Source organism: Sorangium sp. So ce128 (genome assembly GCF_051525245.1).
Lineage (GTDB): Bacteria > Myxococcota_A > Polyangia > Polyangiales > Polyangiaceae > Sorangium > Sorangium cellulosum_B.
This window is the reverse complement of the sequence record NZ_CP150313.1, coordinates 11409046-11432275: the sequence shown is the minus strand read 5'-3', so window position 1 is coordinate 11432275 and position 23230 is coordinate 11409046. Positions and strand designations below refer to the sequence as shown.

12 protein-coding genes are annotated in these 23230 nt (G+C 72.5%); 7 read left to right on the top strand and 5 right to left on the bottom strand.

Annotated features, from left to right (window positions below):
- Positions 1-683 precede the first annotated feature (683 nt).
- Complete coding sequence (locus WME82_RS43350) at positions 684-2207, top strand: serine/threonine-protein kinase (RefSeq protein ID WP_437742375.1); 1524 nt, start codon at positions 684-686, stop codon at positions 2205-2207.
- Positions 2208-2345: 138 nt separating this feature from the next.
- Positions 2346-3635: an Hsp70 family protein gene (locus tag WME82_RS43345; protein WP_437742374.1), complete on the top strand. Its 1290-nt coding sequence runs from the start codon at positions 2346-2348 to the stop codon at positions 3633-3635.
- A 1211-nt stretch (positions 3636-4846) separates the two neighbouring features.
- Here WME82_RS43345 and WME82_RS43340 read toward each other — a convergent pair.
- A complete protein-coding gene (locus WME82_RS43340) occupies positions 4847-6142 on the bottom strand; it encodes a metallophosphoesterase (RefSeq protein WP_438040078.1) in 1296 nt (431 codons plus the stop codon).
- Positions 6143-6900: 758 nt separating this feature from the next.
- Here WME82_RS43340 and WME82_RS43335 point away from each other — a divergent pair.
- Together WME82_RS43335 and WME82_RS43330 are read left to right on the top strand one after the other, a co-directional pair.
- Complete coding sequence (locus tag WME82_RS43335) at positions 6901-8301, top strand: glycoside hydrolase family 6 protein (RefSeq protein WP_438040077.1); 1401 nt, start codon at positions 6901-6903, stop codon at positions 8299-8301.
- 291 nt (positions 8302-8592) lie between these two features.
- Positions 8593-9522, top strand: coding sequence for a LysR family transcriptional regulator (locus WME82_RS43330; protein ID WP_438040076.1), 930 nt, complete (start codon positions 8593-8595; stop codon positions 9520-9522).
- Between the two features lie 93 nt (positions 9523-9615).
- Here WME82_RS43330 and WME82_RS43325 read toward each other — a convergent pair whose 3' ends face one another.
- Positions 9616-10695, bottom strand: coding sequence for a hypothetical protein (locus WME82_RS43325; protein WP_438040075.1), 1080 nt, complete (start codon positions 10693-10695; stop codon positions 9616-9618).
- 94 nt (positions 10696-10789) lie between these two features.
- Positions 10790-11542: a DsbA family protein gene (locus tag WME82_RS43320; protein ID WP_438040074.1), complete on the bottom strand. Its 753-nt coding sequence runs from the start codon at positions 11540-11542 to the stop codon at positions 10790-10792.
- Positions 11543-11848: 306 nt separating this feature from the next.
- Here WME82_RS43320 and WME82_RS43315 point away from each other — a divergent pair, with 306 nt between their 5' ends.
- Entirely contained in the window at positions 11849-14692 is a 2844-nt protein-coding gene (locus tag WME82_RS43315; RefSeq protein WP_438040073.1) for an Eco57I restriction-modification methylase domain-containing protein, read from the top strand.
- Between the two features lie 75 nt (positions 14693-14767).
- Here the strand turns inward: WME82_RS43315 and WME82_RS43310 are convergent, their stop codons facing one another.
- Positions 14768-15238, bottom strand: coding sequence for a response regulator (locus WME82_RS43310; protein ID WP_437295895.1), 471 nt, complete (start codon positions 15236-15238; stop codon positions 14768-14770).
- 436 nt (positions 15239-15674) lie between these two features.
- Positions 15675-17996 (bottom strand): SdrD B-like domain-containing protein, encoded by a 2322-nt coding sequence (locus WME82_RS43305; RefSeq protein WP_438040072.1) that lies wholly within the window; start codon positions 17994-17996, stop codon positions 15675-15677.
- Between the two features lie 936 nt (positions 17997-18932).
- Between WME82_RS43305 and WME82_RS43300 the strand changes: the two genes are divergently transcribed.
- Positions 18933-20366 (top strand): hypothetical protein, encoded by a 1434-nt coding sequence (locus WME82_RS43300; RefSeq protein ID WP_438040071.1) that lies wholly within the window; start codon positions 18933-18935, stop codon positions 20364-20366.
- A 212-nt stretch (positions 20367-20578) separates the two neighbouring features.
- The gene (locus WME82_RS43295; protein ID WP_438040070.1) at positions 20579-22594 is read left to right on the top strand and encodes a zinc-ribbon domain-containing protein; all 2016 of its coding nucleotides are present in this window, start codon (positions 20579-20581) and stop codon (positions 22592-22594) included.
- The last annotated feature ends 636 nt before the right edge of the window (positions 22595-23230 follow it).

The window sequence follows — 23230 nt, the reverse complement described above, 5'->3', positions numbered from 1 at the left end:
CCATCCGCACAACGCTCGCTCCTCGAGCTCCCTTCGTCGCGTCCGTCGCGTCCGTCGCGTCCGTCGCGTCCGTCGCGTTATGCGCGCGGTGAAGCCGCGCCCGCGGAGGGCTCGGGCCCTGCCTGAGCTCCGAGGCGGCCTGCTCGATACCCGTCCTCCGTGTCGCGATTCCCCTTCTTGCCGGCTCGAACGGACGTCGTGAGGTTGCGTGTCCACCGGTGTCCGCGAGCCAGGATGCCCTCAGGAGGAGAACAGGGAGGTCGTTGAAGACTTCCACTTTCACGGAGATCAGGTCCCCTCGGAACACGCGCAGATCGCGGCGCGTGTCGTGTGGGCACGGAGCTCCGCTGTCGCTCGCTGGTCCGGGACGACCCGCCCATCGGCGCAGCCAGCGAAGGCGACAGCTCCCCACGGGTGGGCATCGACGTGACGAGGCCCGGCCAGGTGGGCCTCCAGCCCATGCCCGCGTGACACCGGGACGCGCCGCGGAAGCCGCCAGGCCGCCGCGCGGAAGCCGGCGGGCCTCTCCGGCGTCGCCCTGCGTCAGCCCCGGGGCCGATCCGTCGCGCCCGGAACCCGCTTCTCGATTAGACTCGCCGTCGATGGCCGACCTAGCCAGGCAAGCCGCCCCGGACCAGGCACGGCAGCAGGTACCCCCGGAGAGGCCCACCCGACGCTGTCCCGTGTGCGGCGTCCGGTACCCGCTCGACTTCCTCGTCTGCCCCATCGACGCGACGGCCCTGGAGCTCCAGGGCGTGACCGCGACCGACCCGATGGTCGGCGAGCTGCTCGCGGGGAGCTTCTGCATCACCGGCGTGATCGGCGCCGGCGGCATGGGCCGCGTCTACGTCGCCGAGCACATCCGCCTGCCGAAGCGCTTCGCCGTCAAGGTGCCGCACGAGCACTTCGCCAGCCACCGGGAGGCGATGGCGCGCTTCGAGCGCGAGGCGCAGACGATCGCGCGCGTGGGCAACGAGCACGTGATCGACGTCGTCGACATCGTCCGCCTCAAGGACGGGCGCCCGTGCATGGTGACCGAGCTGCTCAAGGGCGAGGACCTCGGCGGCCTCCTCGACCAGGTCGGCAAGCTGCCGCTCCCCACCGCCATCACGATCTCGCGCCAGGTATGCCGCGGCCTGGCCGCGGCCCACGCGACCGGCGTCGTCCACCGCGACCTCAAGCCGTCGAACCTGTTCCTCGTCCGGCGCGAAGGGGGCAGCGTCCACGTGAAGATCCTCGATTTCGGGGTCGCCAAGGTGCTCGACGGCGCCGACCTCACGCGCACCGGCTCGGTGGTCGGCACGCCCCAGTACATGGCGCCGGAGCAGGCGCGCGGCTCGGCCGACGTCGACTCGCGCGCGGACATCTACGCGGTCGGCGCCGTGCTGTACCGCATGCTGACCGGCGAGCGGCCCTTCCCCGAGGAGGAGCCGACGCGGACCATGCTCCGCCTGCTCACCGAGGATCCTCGGCGCCCGCGCGACATCGACAAGACCATCCCCGAGGGGCTCGAGGCGCTGATCCAGCGCGCCATGGCCCGGGCGCGCGAGGACCGGCCGCCGTCCGCCCAGGAGCTCGATCGCCTGCTCGCGGACTTCGATCTGCAGGATCCGCTCGCGCCTTCCCGCGCGCTCGGCGTGGGCGTCGCGGTGACCGACGGCGCCCCGAACGACGAGCGGGCCACGGTCGTCATCCCGAACGCCCAGGGCCAGAGCGCGGACGACGTGACGCGCAAGGCGCGGCGCGCTCGCCCCGTCGCGTCGCTGCTGTCCATCGCCGTGAGCCTCGCCGCGGGCGCGGCCGTCTTCACCAGCGCTGCGATGGTCCTCCGCAGGGTCTACGGCATCACCGAGCGGCGGGCGCTCAGCCAGAGCGAGGTCCTCCTCGCCGCGGGCGCCGCGGGAGCGCTGGCCTTCATCGCCTTCGTCGCCACCCTCCGGGTCCTCGTCGGCCGCTGGCGGAGCGCGCCGGCCATGGAGCGCCTCGGCCACGGCCTCCTGGGCGCGCTCGTGTGGCTGTTCGTCTCGTGCGGCGTCCTCGCGCTCGGCGCCGCCGCGTACAACGCGTTCGCGCTGCCGATCCCCACCCTGGGCCTCGACCCGGCCGAGTGGCTCGGCTGGGTCGACGTCGGCGTGATCGCCGTGCCGACCCTGATCGCGCTCGTCGCGCTCACCGTGGCGCTGCGGCGCGTGACCCGCGTGTCGTAGCGGCGCGGGCGGGGCTCGCAAATTCTGCTCATCCCGCGAGCCCGTCACCATTCTCTCATGCATTCGATAGCTTGTAAATAGGTGGCTCTCTCGGCCAGATCCGCGTGCCCGCGAAGCACCCCACGAGGAGGCGAGATCATGTCCGCACGATTCAGGCCCGAGGTGTATGCCGTCGATTTCGGTACCTCCAACTCGCTGCTCTCGGCGGCCAGCGCGGAGGCGACCTGCCCGCCCATCCCGCTCGACGCCGCGGCGGCCGATCCGACCGTCCTCCGGAGCCTCTTGTTCTTCGGGCAGGAGCGGTTCTCCTGCGGCGCGGCGGCGATCAGCGACTTCGTCGCGAACGGCATGCAGGGCCGCTTCATCCGCTCGATCAAGAAATACCTCCCCGATCGCAGCTTCTCCGGCACGCAGATCGGGCACCGGGTCGTGACCATCGAGGACCTGATCGGCCGCTTCCTCCGGGAGATGCGCGAGCAGGCGAACCGCCACTTCGACGCCGACGTCGCGCGCGTCGTGCTGGGCAGGCCGGCGAAGTTCTCGGCCGAACCGGCCGACGATCGGCTCGCGGAGGAGCGCCTCGAGCGGGCGGCGCGCATCGCCGGCTTCCGCGAGGTCTCGTTCTGCCCCGAGCCGGTCGCCGCCGCGCACGACTTCCACCTGGAGCTCGACCGCGGGGCCGTCGTCCTCGTCGCCGATTTCGGCGGCGGGACGTCGGATTACACGATCGTCCGGATGCGGCCGGAGGGGTTCTCGCCGTCCGACGTGCTGTCGCTCGGCGGCGTCTCGGTCGCGGGGGACGCGCTCGACGGCAGCCTCATGCGCCACAAGATCGCCCGCCACTTCGGCGCGGAGGTCACCTACCGCGTCCCGCTCGGCTCGAACCAGCTGACCATGCCGCGATCCATCGCCGAGAAGCTCTGCTCACCGGCCGACATGACGGTGCTCCAGCACCGCGACGTCCTCACCTTCCTCCGCGACGTGAAGGCGTGGTCCCTCGGGCCGGAGGATCGGCAGCGCATGGACCACCTGCTCTGCCTCGTGGAGGACTCGCTGGCATTCCGGCTCTTCGAGGAGATCGAGCGCAGCAAGTGCGCGCTGTCCGGCGAGGCGGCCACGGAGTTCCGCTTCGATTACCCGTCGATGCACATCCGCGAGCGCATCGCCCGGGAGGAGTTCGAGGCCGGGAGCGAGCGGCAGATCGACGCCATCCTCGGCGCGCTCGACCGGACGGTGGCGGACGCGGGCCTGTCGTTCGACGGCATCGACGTCGTGTGCTGCACGGGCGGGACCGCCAGGGTGCCGGCGCTCCGGCGCGGCATCGAGCGGCGCTTCGGCGAGGGCAAGGTGAGGCAGCTGCGGAGCTTCCACTCCGTCGTCCAGGGGCTGGCCGAGCGCGCGCGCAGCATCGCCGCCGCGTCCTGCTGAGCGGGCGCCGGCCTTGCCGGTCGGCGCGGAAGCGTCCGCGGGCGGCGCGGCCTCGCCGGTCGGCGCGGGCCCGCCGTCGAGCCAGCGGGGATCGCCCTCGACGACCCACGGGTACGCCTCGTGGAGCGCGCGTTCCATCAGGCCGCCATAGCTGTGGCCGGCGCCCACGGCGTGGACGACGCGCGCCGTGACGCCGCCGCGCTCGAGCACCTCCCGCGTCTTGCGCGCCTGCGCCGCGCAGTCGGCCCGCCCGCACGCGAGCAGCACCCGCGCCCCGCCGCCGCCGCGAAAGCGCCGGGCGGCGCCGGGCGTCCACTCGTCGAAGCTGCCGTATCCACCCTCGATCAGCGCCGCCCGCGCGAAGCGGGCGGGATGCCCGGGCAGGAGCAGCGCGCCCATGATCGCCCCCTGCGAGTACCCCGCATAGATCGGGTCGCGGAGATCCACCCGATCCCCGAAGCGCGCCGACAGCGCCGAGACCGCCGCGGCGACCTCGCGGCTCAGCGCGTGATGGTCCGGGTAGTAGAAGATCCGCCCGGCGTCCGGCGCCCGGACGTCGATCGGCTTGCCGCGCGGGCAGAGCACGAACCCGGCCCCCCTCACGATCCCGCGCCAGATGTCGCAGTGCCATTCGGGCCGATCGCCCGCGCCATGCGCGACCACGAGCAGGGGCCGCGGCCCCTTGCCTCGCGGCGTCACGACCACCGCGGGGCCGAAGTCCGGGACCTCGAGCGCGATGAGCTCGGGCTCGTCCGCGGGCGGCGGAGGCGCTGGCGCAGGCCGAGGTGCGCTCTCCAACCCGCGCCCGCGCTCCTGCCGGGCGGCGGGCGGATCGCTGCGGCCGACACGGCCGAGAGGCGCGGCGAGCGGCGCTCGCGCGCACCCCTCGGCGCCGACAGCGAGCGCGATCCCGAGGAGGAGCGCCCGCCGGGGGCCCGGGGCGGTCAGCGCGTGTCGACGTGCCGCACCTGCCGCGCGCACCGCGCGTGGCTCACGGTTCGCGCGTGTCCTACGGGCCGCACGTGTTGCGCTCATCGCACATCGGAGGGTGAACACCCTCAGCACGGGAATCAAGAACCGGAGAACACGCCACTCCCGGAGACCGCCGAGCGCCCGGGAGATCGCGGCGGCTCTCCGCGGATCGACGCCGGGGTCGACCGTCCGCTCGTCAGCGCCATGCGAGCTCGACGGGGACCGCGTCGGGCGTGACGTCAGGCGGCGACGAGGACGATACGGCTCACCTCGGGCGGCGCTCCGACGCGGGCGGGCGGCCCGGCGGTGCCGAAGCCGCGGTTGATGTAGAGATGCGAACCGCCGCGCTGGTAGAGCCCGGCGACGTAGCCGTGGGGGAGCACCAGATCGGCGGGCCGCACGAGGAGGTTGATCTGGCCTCCGTGGGTGTGGCCGCTGAGCTGCAGGGCGACCTCTCCGGCTGCGTCCGGGAAGAACACGGGGTTGTGGCAGAGCAGCACGCGCGGCAGATCGCGGGGCACGTCCGCGATCGCGCGGCCGAGGTCCGGACCGCCGCCGGGGACTCGCCCTCGCGCCCACACATCGTCGACGCCGAGCAGCGCGAAGGCGCCGCCGGGCCCACCCACGACGCACCCGCGGTTGCTCAGCACCCGGGCGCCGCCGCGCTCCAGCGCGCCCAGCGCCGCGTCGATGCCGGCGAAGTGGTCGTGGTTGCCCGGGATCGCCGCGACGCCATGCCGGGCGAGCAGACCGAGCCTCCGCGTGAGGCGCCCGAGGTGCTCGGCGTACCTCGGATCGAAATCGACGAGATCACCCGTCATGACGACGAGATCGCCGCGGGCCTTGCGCACGAGATCCTCGGCGGCGCGCATCTCCGGCTCGCCGACGAACAGCCCGAGGTGGATGTCGGACAGCTGCACGATGGCGAACCCGTCCAGGCTCCGCGGCAGGCCCGGTATCGGGATGGCGACCTCTTCAAGGGTGTAGTCGTGTCGCCCGAGCAGCGCGCCATACACAGCGCTGCCGCCGCCGATGAGGAAGGCGGAGCCAGCGGCCCCTGTCGCGAGGAAGTCGCGGCGGGCGAGCGTCGGCAGCTCGACCGGCGGCGGGAGCGGCAGGGCCGCGGGGCCGCCGTCCTCCTGCGCCCCTCGCTCCGCGGGGCTGGGCGCCGCGTCGGCAGGGCGGCTGGTCCGGCCTTCCGCGCGTGCGGCCGCCGTCGCGCGCCGGAGCGCGACGCCCCCGAGCCGGGCGATCAACCGACCGAGGTCCACGACGGCGAGCAGGACCGCGGAGATCAGGACGCCGAGCGAGAGCGTGCTGCCGGCGAGCCCCATCCCGCGGAGCACCCCGTCGGGCAGCGCGCCGCGCCCGAGCCGCGCGGCCGTCATGCCGACAATCCCGGCGGCCAGCAGGCACGCGAGCGCGCGCCGGGCGCGCACACCCAGGCCGAGCAGCCTGGAGGCGCGCCGATGCACGTACAGGCCCTGGACGCTGAGGACGAGGACGATGATCAGCCAGAACGCGACGAAACGCATGGGAAGCTCTGCGCGAAAGGGGGGACGGAAGCCTAACCGATCGGCGGCGGTCGGCCAGAAAGCGCCCCGTGACGGCCCGATGACGGCAACGCGCTGCGACGGATGCCGCGACACGCGGACGTCGCGTGCGATCTCCCTCGCTGTCACGTCATGAGCGCCTGGCTGGGAAGAAGGTCCACACGCAGCCCGCAGGCGAGCGGCGCACTCGGCCCCTCGACCTCCGACGCTCCATGGCGCCGTGCGTCGCCTCCTCGCATGACGCCAGGCGCAGCGCTCCGAGCAGCCCTGGTGTGTGTTATCGCCCGGAGAGGCGGAGTTTGTCGTCGCTGACAACCTTGGAAATAGAACTGAAACCCTTTTATCCGTCTGCCGTGTCACATCCGGGCCCAGCCGCGCTCGCAACTGCAGAGTCGTGGTGGTTGCGCGTTGCGTTGAGCGGATCGCGCTCGCCCCCGCCGGTGCGTTCTCCCCTTGCAGAACCGCTGCAGCTTCATCGCGGCCGCGCGCGGGTCGGGTAAGACGCACGCACGCGTGACGCGCGTCGAGAGGTGTCGATCGTTCCAGCGTTCGTGGAAAAATACCTACATGGCGTACTACGACGCAGCCGCGTTGGCGCGGGATAGCCGTCGTTTGTCCTTGCCCGAGAGAGGCCATTGGTCTAAATTCGGCCCGCTATTTGACGCGTTGAATTGGCCTGGTTTCTTCATTGAAGTGATGAGAGGCTTAATATGCTGAGAAGGAAGACGCATCAGCTGGGGTTGGCAACGTCGGTTGCGGTCATCCTCGCGCTCACGGCGTGCGGGGACGGCGGGGGCGGTGACACCAGCGGGACGGGCGGGGGCAGCAGCGGCGTGGGCGCGGGCACCCCGACGAGCAGCGGCGTGGGCGCGGGCACCCCGACGAGCAGCGGCAACGTCGACCCGACGACGACGAGCAACGGCACCGTCGACCCGACGACGACGAGCAGCGGCACCGTCGACCCGACGACGACGAGCAGCGGCACCGTCGACCCGACGACCAGCGCGGCTTCGGGCGGCGGCAACTGCTCGCCTGCGGTCGACATCGCGGCTCCGAACGGCAACCCGTTCGCGGACGCGCACCTTTTCGTGGACCCCGGTTACGTCAAGAAGGTCGACTCGTCGATCGCGCAGGTGACCGATACGGCCCTGAAGGCGAAGATGGAGAAGGTCAAGCAGATCCAGACAGCGTTCTGGCTCGACCGGATCGAGGCGATCAAGGAGCTCCCGGCCTACCTCGACGCGGCGCTCAAGCTCCAGAACGAGCTCTGCGAGCCGGTCACTGCGCTCATCGTCGTGTACGACCTTCCGAACCGCGATTGCTTCGCCGAGGCGTCGAACGGTGAGCTCCACCTCGATCAAAACGGCACCCAGCGGTACCGGGAAGAGTACATCGCCCCGATCAAGCAGATCCTCGCTGCTCACTCGGGTCAGCGCATCGCCGCGGTCATCGAGCCCGACTCGCTCCCCAACATCGCGACGAACCTGGGCGGGAAGCGATGCACCGAGGAGACGGCGCAGTCCTACCGGGACAACGTCGCGCATACGCTCAAGGAGCTCAACATGCCGCACGTGTACCAGTACATCGACGCGGCGCACTCGGGCTGGCTCGGCTGGCCGGACAACCAGAAGAAGGGCGCGCAGATCTTCGCCGAGGTCATCAAGGCCGCTGGCAGCCCGGCCAGCGTCCGCGGCTTCGCGACCAACGTCGCGAACTACACGCAGCTCAGCTACAGCTCGGAGAGCTACGATCAGCAGGACAATCCCTGCTTCGGCGAGTTCGACTACGTCGATGCCATGGCCTCGGCGCTCTCGGCCGAGGGCCTCGGCGACAAGCACTTCATCATCGACACGAGCCGCAACGGCGTCGGCAACATCCGAGCGGACTGGGGTTACTGGTGCAACAACAAGGGCGCGGGCATGGGCGAGCGGCCCAAGGCCAGCCCGGGCGGCGCGACGAACCTCGACGCCTTCGTGTGGGTCAAGCCGCCGGGTGACTCCGACGGCGTGGGCCAGGAGGGCCAGCCGCGCTACGACCTGTTCTGCGGCAAGGAGAACGCGGACACGCGCGCGCCGCAGGCGGGGCAGTGGTTCCACGACTACTTCGTGGAGTGCGTGAAGAACGCCAAGCCGGCGCTTTGACGGGCGGGTCGGCCTGCTTCAAGCTGTGACGAGCGCGCTCGGCTGAGCGCGCGGCCGGCGGCCGGGGCAGGCGAGGAGCGTGAGAAAAAGGGGTCTACCTTCCCGCGGACGACGCGGGCCCGCTGGAGGGTAGACCCCTTGGGAAAACGCTCCTCGCCTGTCCTGGCCGCCGCGCCGCTTTCAGGGACATCAGCAGCGCAGAGGGCCCGCGACCTCTGGCGCCTGCGCACGCACGCACCCCTACGACCGAACCGCACTGCGCCGCGCCGCGCCGTGGCATGGTGAAGCGCGGTGCACGACTCCATCACGCTCGAACAGCTGCGCACGTTCATCGCGGTCGCCGACGAGGGCAGCTTCTCGGCCGCGGCAAGGAAGCTCCGGCGCGTCCAGTCGGCCGTGAGCCACGCGATGGCCAACCTGGAGAGCCAGCTCGGGATCGCCCTCTGGGACCGGTCGACGAGGATCCCGGCGCTCACGGAGCACGGCCGCGTCCTGCTCGGCGCCGCGCGGCGGGTGTGCGCCGACGCGGACGCCCTCAGCAGCGCGGCGCAGCGGCTCGCCGGTGGCCTCGACCCGCTCGTCTCGCTGTGCGTCGACGCCATTTTTCCGCTGTCCGCGCTCGTCGATCTCTGCGTCGAGTTCGCGCGCGTCTACCCCACCGTGGAGCTCGTCGTCCACACCGAGACCATGGCCGCCGTCGCCGATCGCGTCCTCGACGGGACATGCCAGCTCGGCGTCGTGGGGCCGACGGCGACGGCCCAGGGGCTCGAGCGCCAGCACCTCACCTCGGTGCGCATGGTGCCTGTCGTCGGCAAGACACACCCGCTCGCCGCCGCCGATCCGCGCGGCGCGCGCGTCGCGACCGAGCAGCTGCGCGAGCACGTGCAGATCGTGCTGAGCGAGCGCGGCGGAGCGCGCTCGCCGGAGCAGGCCGTCCTGTCCCCCCGCACCTGGCGCGTCGTGGATCTCCAGACCAAGCGAGAGCTCCTGTGCGCGGGGCTCGGCTGGGGGAACCTGCCAGAGCACATGATCCGCGACGACCTCAACGCCGGGCGCCTGGTCCGGATCTGGCCGGCGGCGTGGGGGGACGACGAGCACGTCCTGCCGCTCGCCGTGGTCCACAGGCCGGGCCTCGTGCAGGGGCCCGCGGGGCAGTGGGTGCTGAAGCGCCTCGTCGAGCTCTGCCGCCAGCACGTGGGGGGCCCGGAAGCGCCGCGGTGACCTGACGTCGAGCGGGGTCGAGCAGGGAGGAGCGGCGAGCGCGCGCCCATCCACGCGCGCGCTCGCACCGGGCTCCCGGAGCCGGCGCCGGTGTCAGAGCGAGAGCCGCGACAGCAGATCGTTCACGCGGAGCGCGGCCGCGACGCTCCCGGCGTCGTGCGCGAAGTCCATGGCCGCGAACAGGTGGGTCTGCTCGAGGTCGAGCCGCTCCGGAGAGCGCTCGAGGAGCGCCATGTAGTGCTCGAAGAAGCGACGCTGATCCATCTGCGTGCGCTTCAGCACGGCGTGGCGCACCGTCGCGTGCAGCGCGAAGCGGTCCGCGAACGGCTCCTGCACCAGCCGGAAGCGGCGCAGCGAGGCCAGCGCGTCGCCGGCGCGCCGCCCGGCCCGCGCGAGCTCGGCGAGGGAGCCCTCGTCGATGTGGTCGCCGTTCGAGTGCGCCAGCACCGCGAGCATCCGCCGCGCCGGCGGCGAGAGCCCGCGGAAAGCCCACGCGACGAGCAGGCCGACCTCGGGGAGGTCGTCCTCGTGATCGATGACCCGCACGCGGTCGACGCCGCCCGCCACGAGCCACCGGTGGAGCTCGGCGACGTCGGCCGCGCCGCTGCCGACGATCGCGTCGGCGAGCTCGAGGGAGACCGGGTTCCAGCGGAGCAGGCGGGTCAGCGAGGCGACCGCAGGGAAGGGGCTCCGCCCCGAGGTCACGAGCGGCGCGATGACCGGAAAGATGGAGACGCCGGCGACGAGGCAGCGCCGCGCCGTGATGACCCAGGTCACCGCCTCGTCGCGGAGGTCGTCGAGCAGCTCGGCGACGGCGCGGTCGTGCTCGTGGTTGTCGAGCACGATCAGCATCTCCCCGAGCGCCCGCAGGCGGCTCCGCAGCGCAGGCAGCGACGGCGACGGCCCTGCCCCGAAGCGGAGCGACAGCATGCCGCGCAGCGTGCGCGCGTCCCATGCGCCGACCCGGAACCAGTGGATCCCGCCGGGGAGCTCGCGCGCGAGCTTGTGCCCGAGCGCGCACGCGAGCGTCGACTTGCCGCTGCCGCCGGTGCCGACGAGCGCGACGCGGGTCGGGCGCGACGCGCGAACCGTCGCCAGGAGCGTCGCGAGCTCGCGGCGACGGCCGCGCAGCGAGGGGGGGCGGGGAGGGAACACGAGCGGCGATGCGGTCATCCCCGCGCGAGCGTACCAAAAAGCGCGCGAGGCGCCGGCGCTCGGCGCGGCGGTCGCGGCGGTTCACCCGGGCGGTTGCGGCGGTCGCGGCGGTTCACCCGGGCGGCTGCGGCTCGAGCATGATCTGCTCTATCGCGCGGGAGATCGGCTCCGGCGACATCGAGGTGAGGCGGAGCCGGAGGGGCTCCTGCCCCTCCCGGATCAGGAACAGCGCCGGCACGCCCCGGACCTGGAGAGCCGCCGCCTCGGCCCGCGCGGCCTCGAGCTGCTGCAGGACCTCCGGGCTGTCGCGCTGCGCCATCGCCTGCTCTGCGTCCACGCCCGGCACCTCGGAGGCGACGCGCAACAGGAGCTCGTCCGTGATCGCCGGGCGCTCGCGCGCCTGGAGCCGGAAGAAGCGGTCGACGAAATCAAAGAGCCGATCCTGCATCCCGACCGCGGCAGCCATGCGCGCGGCCTGCACGGAACTCGGACCGAGGAACGCGAGATTCCGGAATACGAGCTTCACCTGCTTCGTCCTGACATGGCGTTCGAGGATCACCGGCAAGATCTCGAGCCCGTAATCCCGGCAATGCGAGCAACGCAGATCCGAGAACTCGACAAGCGTGATCGGCGCGCTCGGCTCCCCGAGGACGATGCCGTCCTGGGGAATGCCGGAATAGAGGTCAATCCCGCCCGTGACCGCGCCGGTGGGCTCCTGCTCCTGCACCGGCGTCTCGCCGGCGTCGTGGCACGCCGAGATCCCGAGCAGGAGCGCGGCGAGCAGGGCGCCGCGCCGCGCCACCGAGCCAGAGCGTGAATTGCGTGAATGAGCGAGTGCGTATGGTTCGAACAGCTCAGGATTCATTCTCGAGCATGCGGCACGAACCGTACCTCGATGGGGCCGCGTGTGAGAGATGCTTTCACGAGGATCTCGGTAAACCGTGCTGGGTGAGGACCTCCAGGCGAGGAAGGACTCCTCTCCAGGGCGCCGCGCGGCGCGAGGAGCGACACCGGCAAGCGCCGAGACCGCCGGAAGGGGTCAGGACATGGAGGTCTTCTCTCGGCGTTCCTCCCGCCGCGGCGATTCGCGCGGCGGCGCGGGCCGGCGCGACGCCGCGCCGGGGCGCTTGCCTGCACCCCGTCCCATCCGCAATGCTGTTGCGGAACCTTCGTGTCCTCGGAATGCCCTCAGCTCAGCGCCGCCCTGGGCCGCGACCGTGAACGGGGCGGCGCCTTCGCCCCGCGCGGCGCCGCGAAGCGAGCGGGCGCGTCCCTCGATGGATCCGCGCCGTCCGCCGACGGCGTGGCGCGGCAGCTCCGCGAGCAGGCGCAGGGCGCGCTCGGCGAGGTCCTCCGCGGCTTTCAGGCGGCGGATCCGCAGGGCGGCGACGTCGCGTGCGCCGGCTCCGCCGAAGGGCGGCGGCGCCTCCGCGCCGGCCTCGTGTCCGCGTTGATGCGGCTCATCTTCCTCCTCTACGCCGAGGCGCGCGGCCTGCTCGCCGGCGTGGAAGACGGCGGCGCGCCGCTCGCCCGGCTCTTCGCGGATCTCGAGGAAGAACGGCGACGGCAGGGAGACGACCTCGAGCGCCGCCACGGCGCGTGGGCGAGGATCGCGGCGCTCTTCCGCGCGCTCCGCGATCGCGGCCCCGGGGGCGCGCGCGGCGGCCTGTGCGATCCGGACGCCCATCCCTTCCTGGAGGGGAGACCGTGGCTCAGCGACGGCGCGCTCCACCGGGTGCTCTCGGCGCTCCTCGTGCATGACGGCGTGCCGTTGCGCTACGGCGAGCTCGAGGTCGAGCACCTCGGCACGCTTTACGAGGGCCTCCTCGCCTTCGACCTCGAGATCGCCGAGGGCGAGTCGATGGCGCTCTTGCCGTCGCACGTCGTCGTGGATCTGGAGGCGCTCCTCGCCCTCCCCGGCCGTGACCGGCTCGCGCGGCTCGAGGAGGTGGCGGACCTGAAGCTCGGCGCGCGGCCTGCAGCGCGCGTCGCCGCGGCCGGCAGCGTGGCCGAGCTGTCGCAGGCGCTCGCGCGCCGCGCGTCCCCGCGGCAGCCGGACCGGATCGCGCGGGGAGCGCTCTACCTCCAGCCGGGGCAGCTCCGGCGGCGCGCGGGCTCGTACTACACGCCGCGGGAGATCACGTCGCATGTCGTCGAGCGCACGCTGTCGCCGCTGCTCGACAGGGACGGCGGGCCGGCGGCGCCCGCGGATGCCCTCGCGCTCGCCGTGTGTGATCCCGCGATGGGGTCCGGCGCGTTCCTGGTGGAGGCATGCCGCCAGCTCGCCGCGCGCCTCGTCGACGCATGGCAGCGCGCCGGCGCGGCGCCGCCCCTCGCCCCCGGCGAGCCGCCGCTCCCTCGCGCCATGGCGCTCGTGGCGGAGCGCTGTCTGCACGGCGTCGACCTCGACCCGCTCGCGGTCGACCTCGCCAGGCTCTCGCTGTGGCTCGTCGTGCAGGACGCGCGCCTCCCGCTGAGCTTCCTCGACGGCAAGCTCCGCTGCGGCGATAGCCTCATCGGCGCCGAGCGCGCGGAGGTCGGCGGCTTCCCGTCCGCCGCGCGGCTGCCGGGCGGCCCCGGGGAGCGGCAAACGCGGCGGGCCCTGCTGCGGCAGGCTCCTGCGCCCCCGCGGCCGGAGGGCGCGCCGCCGGAGAGCGCCGACGGAGCGCCCCGCGACGGGCCCGAGGGCGCCGAGGGAGCGGATCAGGCGGCGCTCGACGCCTGGATGGCCCTGTGGTTCTGGCCGCCGGCGGGCGAGCTCGCGGCCCTGGCGCCGGCGCCAGCCACGTTCGCGCGCTACATGGCCGCCGCGCGCGAGCCGGCCGATCCGCGGGCGGCGCTGTCGCGGCGTATCGCCGAGGAGCGCCGGTTCCTGCACTGGGAGCTCGCGTTCCCCGGCGTCTTCGATCGCCCCGAGCCGGGCTTCGACGCCGTGATCGGCAATCCGCCCTGGGTCGCCTACGTCGGCCGCGCGGCGCAGCCGATCGCGCCCGAGGTCTTCCACCTCCACCTCCGGAGGAACCCGGCGTTCCATGGCTACCGCTCGCTGCACGGCCTGTTCGTGCACCGGGCCGCGTCGCTGCTGCGGCCGGGCGGGCGGCTCGGCCTCGTCATCCCGACGTCGGTGTCGGATCTCGATGGATACGGCCCGACGCGCCGCGCGCACGACGCGCTCTGCGCCGTGGACTCCGATCTTCCGAGCTTCGGCAGCGACGCCTTCGACGGCGTGTTCCAGCCGTGCATGGGCCTCCTCTCGACCCGCCTCGCCCCCGCCGCCCCGCGGGCGGCTGAGGCCGCCTCGTGGCCGCTCGCGCGTTCGGATCTCGACGTCGTGTCCCGCCGGCTCCTCGAGCGGCTCGGCGCGCTGCCCCCGCTGCCGGCGGCCCTGTTCGGCGAGCGCGGGTTTCAGACGACGGCCGAGGACGCCGAGCGCATCCGGCGCGCGAACGCCCCGGAGCCGCCGTACACCTGCCCCATCCGGGAGGGCGCCGACGTGGGCGAGCTGATCGCGCGCGCGCCGCGCCACCACGTCGATCGCGCCGGCGTGAAGGGCCGCTTCCGGAAGGACGAGGACTGGAAGGCGGTGCGGCTGCTCATCCGCCAGACCGCCCGCTATCCGATCGCCGCGCTGAGCGACGGCCTCCCGTTCCGCAACTCGATCCTGGCCGGCTTCTCCGACGCCACCTGGAGCGAGTTCGCGCTGCTCTGTTACCTCAATTCCTCTCCCGTCCGCTGGTGGCATTACACGCGTCACCGGGACGCGCGCGAGGGCATGCCGCAGGTGAAGATTGCGCACCTGCGTGCGATCCCTGCGCCCCCGCCGGCGGGAGCCGCCCTGATCGCGGCGCTCGACGCGCTCGGACGGGAGCTCGGCCCGGCGAACGCGGGCCTGCCGGCCGACGCCCGGCGCCACCTGGACGGGATGGTGGCGGACATGCTGGAGATGACCGAGGAGGAGCGGGGCTGTGTCGCGCGCTGGGCGGCGGCGACCCCCCTCCCGCGGCCGGACGGCTGAGCGGCGGCCGAGGCGCGCGGAGGAGCGCTCCCTCGTCGGTCCTCGCCGGTCCTCGCTGGTCCTCGTCAGTCCTCGTCAGTAACCGCCGTCGAAGCCGGGCGCGTCCTTCAGGTTGAACAGCACGCTGCGGAGATCGTCCAGATCGAACGGCTTCTCGAAGACGGCCGAGGCGCCCAGGCTGCGCGCGGTCGCGTGGAGGTGCGGGTGGCCGAACGCCGTGATCAGGATGACCGGCGGCCGCCGCCTCACCTCGGCGAGGCCCTCCAGGATCTCCATCCCCGAGAAGCAGGGCATCTGGATATCGCTGACGATCGCGTCGATCGGCTTCGGGGGCTCGTTCCCACCGAGGCAGGGCGCCACTTTGTCGAGCAGCTCGAGGCCGTTTCGCGCCTCGGACACCTCGAACCCGTCGCTGCGGAGCGCCATGGCGATCGTGGACCGGAAATCCTCGTCGTCTTCAGCCAGGACGATATGCTGACCTTTGCCGAACAAGCCGCAAGGCGGGACCAAGGGCTTATCGCCAATCCAGCTTTCCGTCAGGTTCATGGCAACTTCTCCTTCTTTGGGCCCGCCAACGCTGCGTCGTTGGACCGTCTACTGCGGTCCTCGGAGCTCAGCCCCGCAGGATTTGCAGCGCCCGTGCCATGCTGTCCTGTCTTGCGGTGGAGCGGTCTCGACGGGCTCGACCCCGCTCGTTGGCGGGGCGCTGTTCGAGGCGTAGGCGGCGCCGGCAGGGGCCCCCTTCGGGGCGGTAGGGGCAATTTGCCGCGCAAGGGGCAGATCACGCCCATGCGGGGTGTGGGGGTGCCCACGGGCGTCGAGGGACGTTCCGTCCCGAGAACGAGGCGGCCCCCTTGCTAGGGGGTGAGGAGAGCGATGGCGGGGGGGAGGGGGAGGCGGGGAGGGGCTGGGCCAGCTACGGCGGCTCTCCAGGCTGGTCGCTTGGAGCGGGCGCTGGCCCGGGGGCGCTCGCGTCTACGTCTCAGCGGCCGCAGCCGCGGTGATGGTCGCGATCGTTGCGGTTGTCCTCGCAGTCAAGGTCGTCGCGATGGGGGGCGCAGAGATAGCCGTTGTTGTACTTGTCGAGCATCTCGGACAGTGGCTTGCCGGTCACCCACGGCGCGTTCCTGCTGCAATTGTCCTTCACGTTGCTGCCGAGCGGGTACTTCTTGAGCCAGGCGTCGGCCTTGGCGATGGTGTCCTCGATGCAGCTCGACCGGTTGCCGATACCGACGTTGAGCTTGGCGACGATGAGGTGCTTCGCGATGATGTACGTGACGTCGCCCCGCGTCGGACGGCTGATGATGTCGAGGAGCTGGGACTTCGTATAGGTCTTGCCGCCGATGGTCAGCTTCGTGATCTTCCAGGCGCTCGGGTGGCTCTTCCAGTAGCCGGGGGAGCCGGTGCCGGGGGATGAGCACTTGCAGACGCCGCAGTCGGCCGCGCAGCTCGAGCAGTTCTCGACGCCCGCCTTGCAGACCCCATCGCCGCAGACCGGCGGGCAGGCGCCGCAGTCGGCCGCGCAGCTCGAGCAGGTCTCACCGGCCTCGCAGACGCCGCTGCCGCAGACCGGCGGGCAGACGCCGACGTCGCTCGGGCACTCGAGGCAGTTCTCGCCGGGCTCGATGACGTTGTTGCCGCAGACCGCGGGGCAAGCGCCGCAGTCGCCGGTGCAGTTCGAGCAGTCCTCGCCGTTCTCGCAGACGTTGTTGCCGCAGACCGCGGGGCAGGCGCCGCAATCGTCCGAGCAGGTGCCGCAGTCCTCGCCGGCCTCGCAGGTGCCGTTGCCGCAGACCGGCGGGCAGGTGCCGCAGTCGGCCGCGCAGGTGCTGCAGCTCTCGCTGGCGTCGCAGGTGCCGTCGCCGCAGGCGGGCGGGCAGACGTCGCAGTCGGCGCTGCAGCTCCCGCAGTCCTCGCCGCTCTCGCAGGTGCCGTTGCCGCAGACCGGCGGGCAGGTGCCGCAGTCGACGGCGCAGCTGGAACAGCTCTCGTCACCGCCGCAGACGCCGTTGCCGCAGGAGAGCTGGTAACCGAAGTCCGCGTCGAGCAGGTCCTGTGCCCAGCCGAGCGAGACCGCGCCCACGTTGTCGAGCCCGCCGTCGGGGTCGGCCGTCGGCTCCTGTCCAGCGAGCGGACCGCTCGTCATGAAGTTGTCGGACGTGACGACCACCGAGTAGGCGCCCGCCGGGAGCGTGTCGAAGAGGTAGAAGCCGGGCTGGCCGGTGTAGGGGCTCGTGCCGGTGATCGTGAAGTCGATCAGCTGGGCCCCCTGGAACAGCTCGACACGGACGCCATTGACGCCGAGCTCGCCGGTCTCCGGCTCGTAGAGCCCGTCGGCGTCGCTGTCGAGCCACACCGTGTCGCCGATCGACGAGTACGTCACGTAGCCGAAGTCGGCGTTGGCCACGTTCTCACCCGGGTCGAGGGACACGCCGAGCGGCTCGTCGTCGCTGGTCAGGATATGGCCGAGCGGGAGCGTCGCGTCGTCGACGTCGACGACGTAACAGCCCGCCTCGAGCTCGGTGAAGCGGTAGACGCCGTTCGCGCCGGTCACGGCCGTCTGGAGCAGGGCGCCGTCGGCGACGCCGTCGCAGTTCGCGTCGCCGAAGAGGTCGACGACGACGCCGGAGATGCCGAGCTCCGAGGCGTCCTCGATGCCGTCCGCGTTGGCGTCGAACCACACCTTGTCGCCGATCGAGCCCTTCGGCGCCGTGTAACAGACCTCGAGGAGAGGCCGGTAAGACTCATCGGTGTGGGCGCTGCCCTTGTACGACGTCTTCCCGCTGGCGCCCTCCTCGAGGAGGATCCCGTGGCTCGGCGCCGTCCCGTCCACCCAGTCCTGCACGATCCCGGTGAGATCGACCGAGCTCCATCCGGTGACGTTGGGCACGAACGAGGTGAACGCGGCGGGGTCCATGCCGCCGAAGTTGTTCCACGTGACGAGCTCCTCGCTCCAGGGGGCGAGCACCTGGTGGACGTACACGGTCTGCGCGGTGCTCGTGTACGTCTGGGCGTAGAACGTGGCCGACGTGACGAGAGAGCCGGCGGGGATGGGGCTGAGATCGAAGCGGAATAATGCGCGCTTCTCTCCGACCGAGCTGGAGTACCCGGTGTTGACCTCGAACGGGGTCGGGACGTGGTAGCTCGGGGCGAGGCTCCAGATCTCGGCGTTGTAGATGTCGCCGAGGACACCCCGCTTGATCACGGTGCAGGTGGGCGACGGAGCGGTGGTGTTGGCGAGGCTGGTGGCGGTGATGAACAGCGTGGCGAGCGCGACAGAAGATGCGATTGCGAACTGCTTCATTGGTAGCTCCTCGAGGTCCTCACGGGTGAACCATTGCTGGAGCGTCATCCGAATAGAAGGCACCATGACACACGGGTCAGGCGAGGTCGGTTTCGCGGGCTCCGGTCGGAATGAGCCCCCGCGGGCTGATCAGGATCGGATCAAGTACGCGGGTGCTTGTGCTTCGATCGGAGAGCGGATGCGCAAGGTAACAGTGTGTAAGTTAGCAACTCAGAGCTGGAGGTGTCCAGATCTTTTTGGCGATAGGTGCGAGAAAAGTGTCGAGTTGCACGGTGACAATTTTGGGTCGTGCGGTGACGCTTTTGGGCTGCTCACGGTCTGCTCGCGGTCCGCGAAGACGAGCGCAGTCTGGCGCATCGAGTTCGATGGCCAGAGCACTCGCCGGCTCGACGGTCGGCGCGCAGCTCGCGGTTCGCTTGGGGCGCGCTTGGACGTTCGGCGGCGTGCGGCGACGCTCAGCGGCCCTCTCCGACCCGTCGCAGGGGTCGAGGGACGAGCAGGATCGGATCAGGTACGCGGGAGTGCCTGACGAGATTTGATGCAGAATGCGCACGGGACCATTTTTCAATGTAACGAATCTTTATTTTGCCTGTCCAGATCCTTTTTCGCGGCGTGAGCATTTTGTACGGCTCTTGCTCTCGGGCGCTTGTGAGGGTGGCCCCGGGCGGTTGCGTGTCACGCGTTGCTTGTTTGCTCGTTTGCTCGTCGCTCACGCACGCCGGGGACCTGCGCCTCGGGCCCGCGGGCGCCCCGCCGCCCTGGACGCGGTGGTTGGTCGATGGTCGGGCGCGGGACGCGGTGGCTGAACGAGCGGGCCGCGCCGCCGCTCGCTGTGCGGTCTGGCACCTCGCGCAGCTCGCGCCGCACGGCACCGCGCGGGCGGCGCTTCGAGCCTGCCGGCTGCCGCCCGCGCGCGGGCGCTGCTACGGTTCGCCTGTGCGACGCCCGCTGCTCGCCTCGTCGGCCCTGCTCCACGCGCTTCGCCGTGCGTCGCTCGCGTCGCTCGCGTCGCTCGCGTCCATTGCTCTCGCCGTCGCCATCCCTCGCGCCGGCGCCGCGCAGGACCTGCCGACGCTGAGCGGGTCCTGGACCGCGAGCGCCCTCACTGAACAGTGGTCGGTCTCCGCCTGGGGGCAGGCGTGCGGGCCCAGGCCTCGCCCGCAGGGTGCCCCGGGCGGCGCCGTGCAGATCCAGCAGCACGGCTCGGAGCTCTCGATCTCGGGCGCCGGACGGTCGTGGAGCACCGCCGAGTGCTGGGAGCAGATGCCCGGGCTCGCGCGGAGCAAGCACTCGGCGTCTGGCAACGCGCGCTCCTGGCAGACCCGCTGCACGACGCCGGCCAGCGATCCCCGCCGGGCCGTGGTCACCACCACGACCCAGGCGACCGACGCCAGCATCAACATGGTGGAGACGGGGCAGTACCAGTTCATCATCCAGGACACGACCTGCAGCGCGTCCGTCACGAGGACGCGGACCTACTCGCTCGTCCGGCGCGAGGGCGAAGCGCCCCCCGCGGCGAGCGCCCCGCCGCCGGTGGCGAGCGCTCCGCCGCCGGTCGTGAGCGCTCCGCCCGCGGCGCCCGCCGCAGCCGAGAAGAAGCCCGCGGCGTCGCGCACCTGCGACGCCCCCGGCGACCCGGCCCGCCTCGAGGTCACGCCGTCGCGCAAGCTCATGCGGCCGGGCGAACGCTTTCAGTTCCGCGCGCTGGTCATGGATGCGGAGGGGTGCGCGCTCCCGACGAGGCCCACGTGGTCGATCGCGCCGGGGCCGCTCGCTTCCGCTGCGGCGGTCGACGCGACAGGCGCCCTCTCGCTCGGCGCCGGTGCGGGCGAGGGGGCGCTCGGCCTCGTCGCGTCCGTCGCCGGCAAGGGGGTGACCGTCGCGATCGAGGTGACGAGCCCCGATCGTTACGACGCGCTCCTCGCGGCGAGCGGGCTCAACGATGCCGGCGAGAGCGAGCAGGCCGCCGTCGTGGTGATCGCGGCCGGCACCATCGGCGGGCGCACGACCTCGGGCGAGGACCTGGGACGCCAGCGCAAGAACCTGTTCGTGGCCATCGTGGGCGGGGTCGCGGCCTGCCTCGGATTTGCCGGGTTGATCCTGCTCCGCCGAGGCCGCCGGCGGACAGGAAGCGACGTGGAAGGCCCGGCCTCCACGGCCGGCGCCGCCGGCGAGCGCGACAGCGCAGGCGCCGAGGGCGCGCCGGCGCCCTCGGGGGCCTCGCTCGCGGGCGCCGCAGGGCCAGCCGCGGCGCCGGTCCGGCCGACGCTGCGGGCTCGTGGAAAGATCTGCCCAACCTGCGGCGACCGCTATCCGAGCGAGGCGATGTTCTGCGGGAAGGACGGCACGCAGCTGCTGCTGCTCAATTGATCGCGCCACACTGCGCGCGCTGCGCGAGGACGTGGACGCGCGCTGCGTCATCGCGCGGCGCTGCGCCGGCGGCGATCATAAAAGAAGTCGCCGCCTTGATCGGCCTCGCGCCGTCCCGCTATTCTGCGTCGACCGACCGGGCCGCGTGATCGTGCGCGTGTGTGGTCGTTGAACCCATGCCCGCATGCCGGAACGGGAAGGGCGACAGTCGCATGAAGATTACGTGTGAGTCGTGCCAGGCCAAGTACACGATTGCCGACGAGAAAGTCGCCGGCAAGACGGTCAAGATCAAATGCAAGAAGTGCAACCACTCGATGGTGGTCCACGGCGCGAATGAGGCTGCCCCGGCCGCACCGCAGGACGCGACCGTGGAGCAGCAGGGCGACCTGTCGGATGACGCCGAGGCGAAGCTCGTGGCCGACGTGGGCGGCGCGCCCGCGGCGGCGGCGCCCGACACGTGGACCGTCAACGTCGCCGAGGGCGACGAGCGGACCATGACGACCGCCGAGCTCGTGGCCGAGTACGCGCGCGGAGGCCTGAGCAACGACACGTACGTGTGGAAGGACGGGATGGGCGACTGGCTGCCGATCGCCAGCGTCCCGGAGCTCAAGGAGCGATTCTCCTCGCAGGAAGACGCGGCGCCCGCGCCCGCAGCAGCCGTCGCCGCGGCGGCGCCCGCTGCCGCTGCGCCCGCGATCGCGACGCCCATGCCCGCTGCCGCTGCGCCCGCTGCCGCGGCCGTCCCTGCTGCAGCTGCACCGGCGGCCGCAGCGGCGCCTCCGCCCGCAGCGGTCTCCGCGCCGGCCGCCGCTCCGGCGCCTGCCGCCGCAGCTGTGCCGGTCCCCACGGCTCCGGCGCCTGCTGGGCTCAGGTTCGGGCCCGAGGGGACCGTGGTCATGAAGGACTCGCGGCGCGCCCTGAACCAAGCGGGGGCCGCGACCCCGGCGCCTGCAGCCGTCGCATCGGCGAAGGTCCCGGAAGCTGCGGCGCCGGCAAGTCCAGCGGCTGCTGCGCCGGCAAGTCCAGCGGCTGCTGCGCCGGCGAGCCCAGCGGCTGCGGCGCCGGCGAGCCCAGCGGCCGCGGCGCCGGCCCCAGGCGGCGCACCGGCGCCAGCGGCTGCGCGTCGCGCGGCCCGGGGGGCCGCGGTCGACGTCTTCAGCGCCGCGGAGCGCGCCGAGGACCCCGCCGGGTCCGCCCCGCCGCCGGGCCTCGATCGCCAGGTGGGCGAGCGCAACGAGAACTCGGTCCTCTTCTCGCTCTCGGCGCTCACCGCGACCGAGAACGCGGCGGCGGCCAAGCAGAAGGAAGAAGACGAGCTCCCGTCGGGCCGGCGTCCCTCGAACCGCCCCTCGAAGAACAACGGTCGAGCCGGCTATGACGACCTGCTGAACCTCGGCGGCGGCGCCATCGCCTCCGCGCCGATGCTCGCGCCGCCGCCGTTGCTGGCGCCGGTGACGGACTCGCGGCCGCCTCCCTCGATGTCGCTTCCGTCCAAGGCGTCGGTGCCGCCCGCGTCGCTCTCGTCGCTCTCTCCGCTCACGGCGCCGGAGGCCTCGACCAAGAAGGGCCGCACGGGTCTGATCGCGGCCGCGATCGCCGCGGTCGTGCTGATTGGCGGCGTCGCCTTCTTCTTCATGCAGTCGCCGACGCAAGAGGCGTCGACGGTCACGCCGGAGCAGGCGAACACCGCCCCCGCCGAGGTGCCGAGCCCTGCGCAGACGGCGACGCCGGCGCCGCCGCCTGCCGAGACCGCTGCGGCCGCAACGCCGTCCACGGCGGAGACGGCGGCGCCGTCCGCGGAGCCCACCGCCAGCGCCGAGGCCCCGAGCGCCGCGACGCCCGCTGCCGCGGCGCCCGCCGCGGCGACGCCCGCCGCGGCGGAGAAGCCGGCGTCCGCGCCCGCCGCCGCGGCGGAGAAGCCGGCGGCATCGAAGCCGGAGCCGGCGGCGTCCGGAGGCGCCGAGTTCAACCGTGGCGCCGCGAGCTCGGCGCTCGGCGCGGCCGCTGGCTCCGCCAAGAGCTGCAAGAAGGCCGGCGGACCGACCGGGACCGGCAGGGTCAAGGTCACCTTCGCGCCGAGCGGCAGCGTCACGTCGGCCGAAGTCCAGGGGGCGCCTTTCGCCGGGACCAGCGTCGGCGGCTGCGTCGCCAGGCTGTTCCGCGGCGCGCGGGTGCCTGCCTTCGGCGGGGGCTCGGTCTCCGTCAGCAAGTCCTTCACCATCAACTGATCGCGGCCCGAGCACGGGCGCTCCCGCGAGTGGCCCTCGCGGCGTGCTGGAGGGCTTTCTTCAAGCGCGAGGGCCCGCGGCAGCGGGGCCGAGGGCTCCTGTCGCGCGCAGAGCCTGCGTTGCGCGCCGGGAGGCTTCTGACGCGCGCACCAAGGTCTCTGCCAGCGGCGCGGGAAGACCTCCGATGCGCGCCCGGAGCTTCGGTCTTTTTCGTGATCGCCAGCGAGGAGCGGGGCCGCGCAGAGCTGGCGTTCCAGGTCGGCTCCGAGCGGCACCAGACTCCACGCGGCGCTCGCATGGCCTCGGTGGCAGAGCCGTGAGCCGGGGGGGCGGCTTCGAGGAGAGCCATGAGCTCCGAGATGCGGGAGATGAAGATCGTCTGCACCGGGAGGAGGAGGCGACATGGGCGGTGCTCGTGACCAGGGCCGAGCGGCTCGGGCGGCAGCCACGGTGCGGTCCAGGGGGACGGTTCCCGGGCATGGCGAGCAAAGCGCCTGTTCGGCGCAATCCCAAATCACTCGGCAGATATCCCCGTAATTCATGGGTGGAGCCACGTCGCCGGTGCGGCGTCTTCGGGGGCACCCGATGGCACCCACTCCTTCCGTTGGCCTGCGGGACGGCAACGTTGGCCTGAGG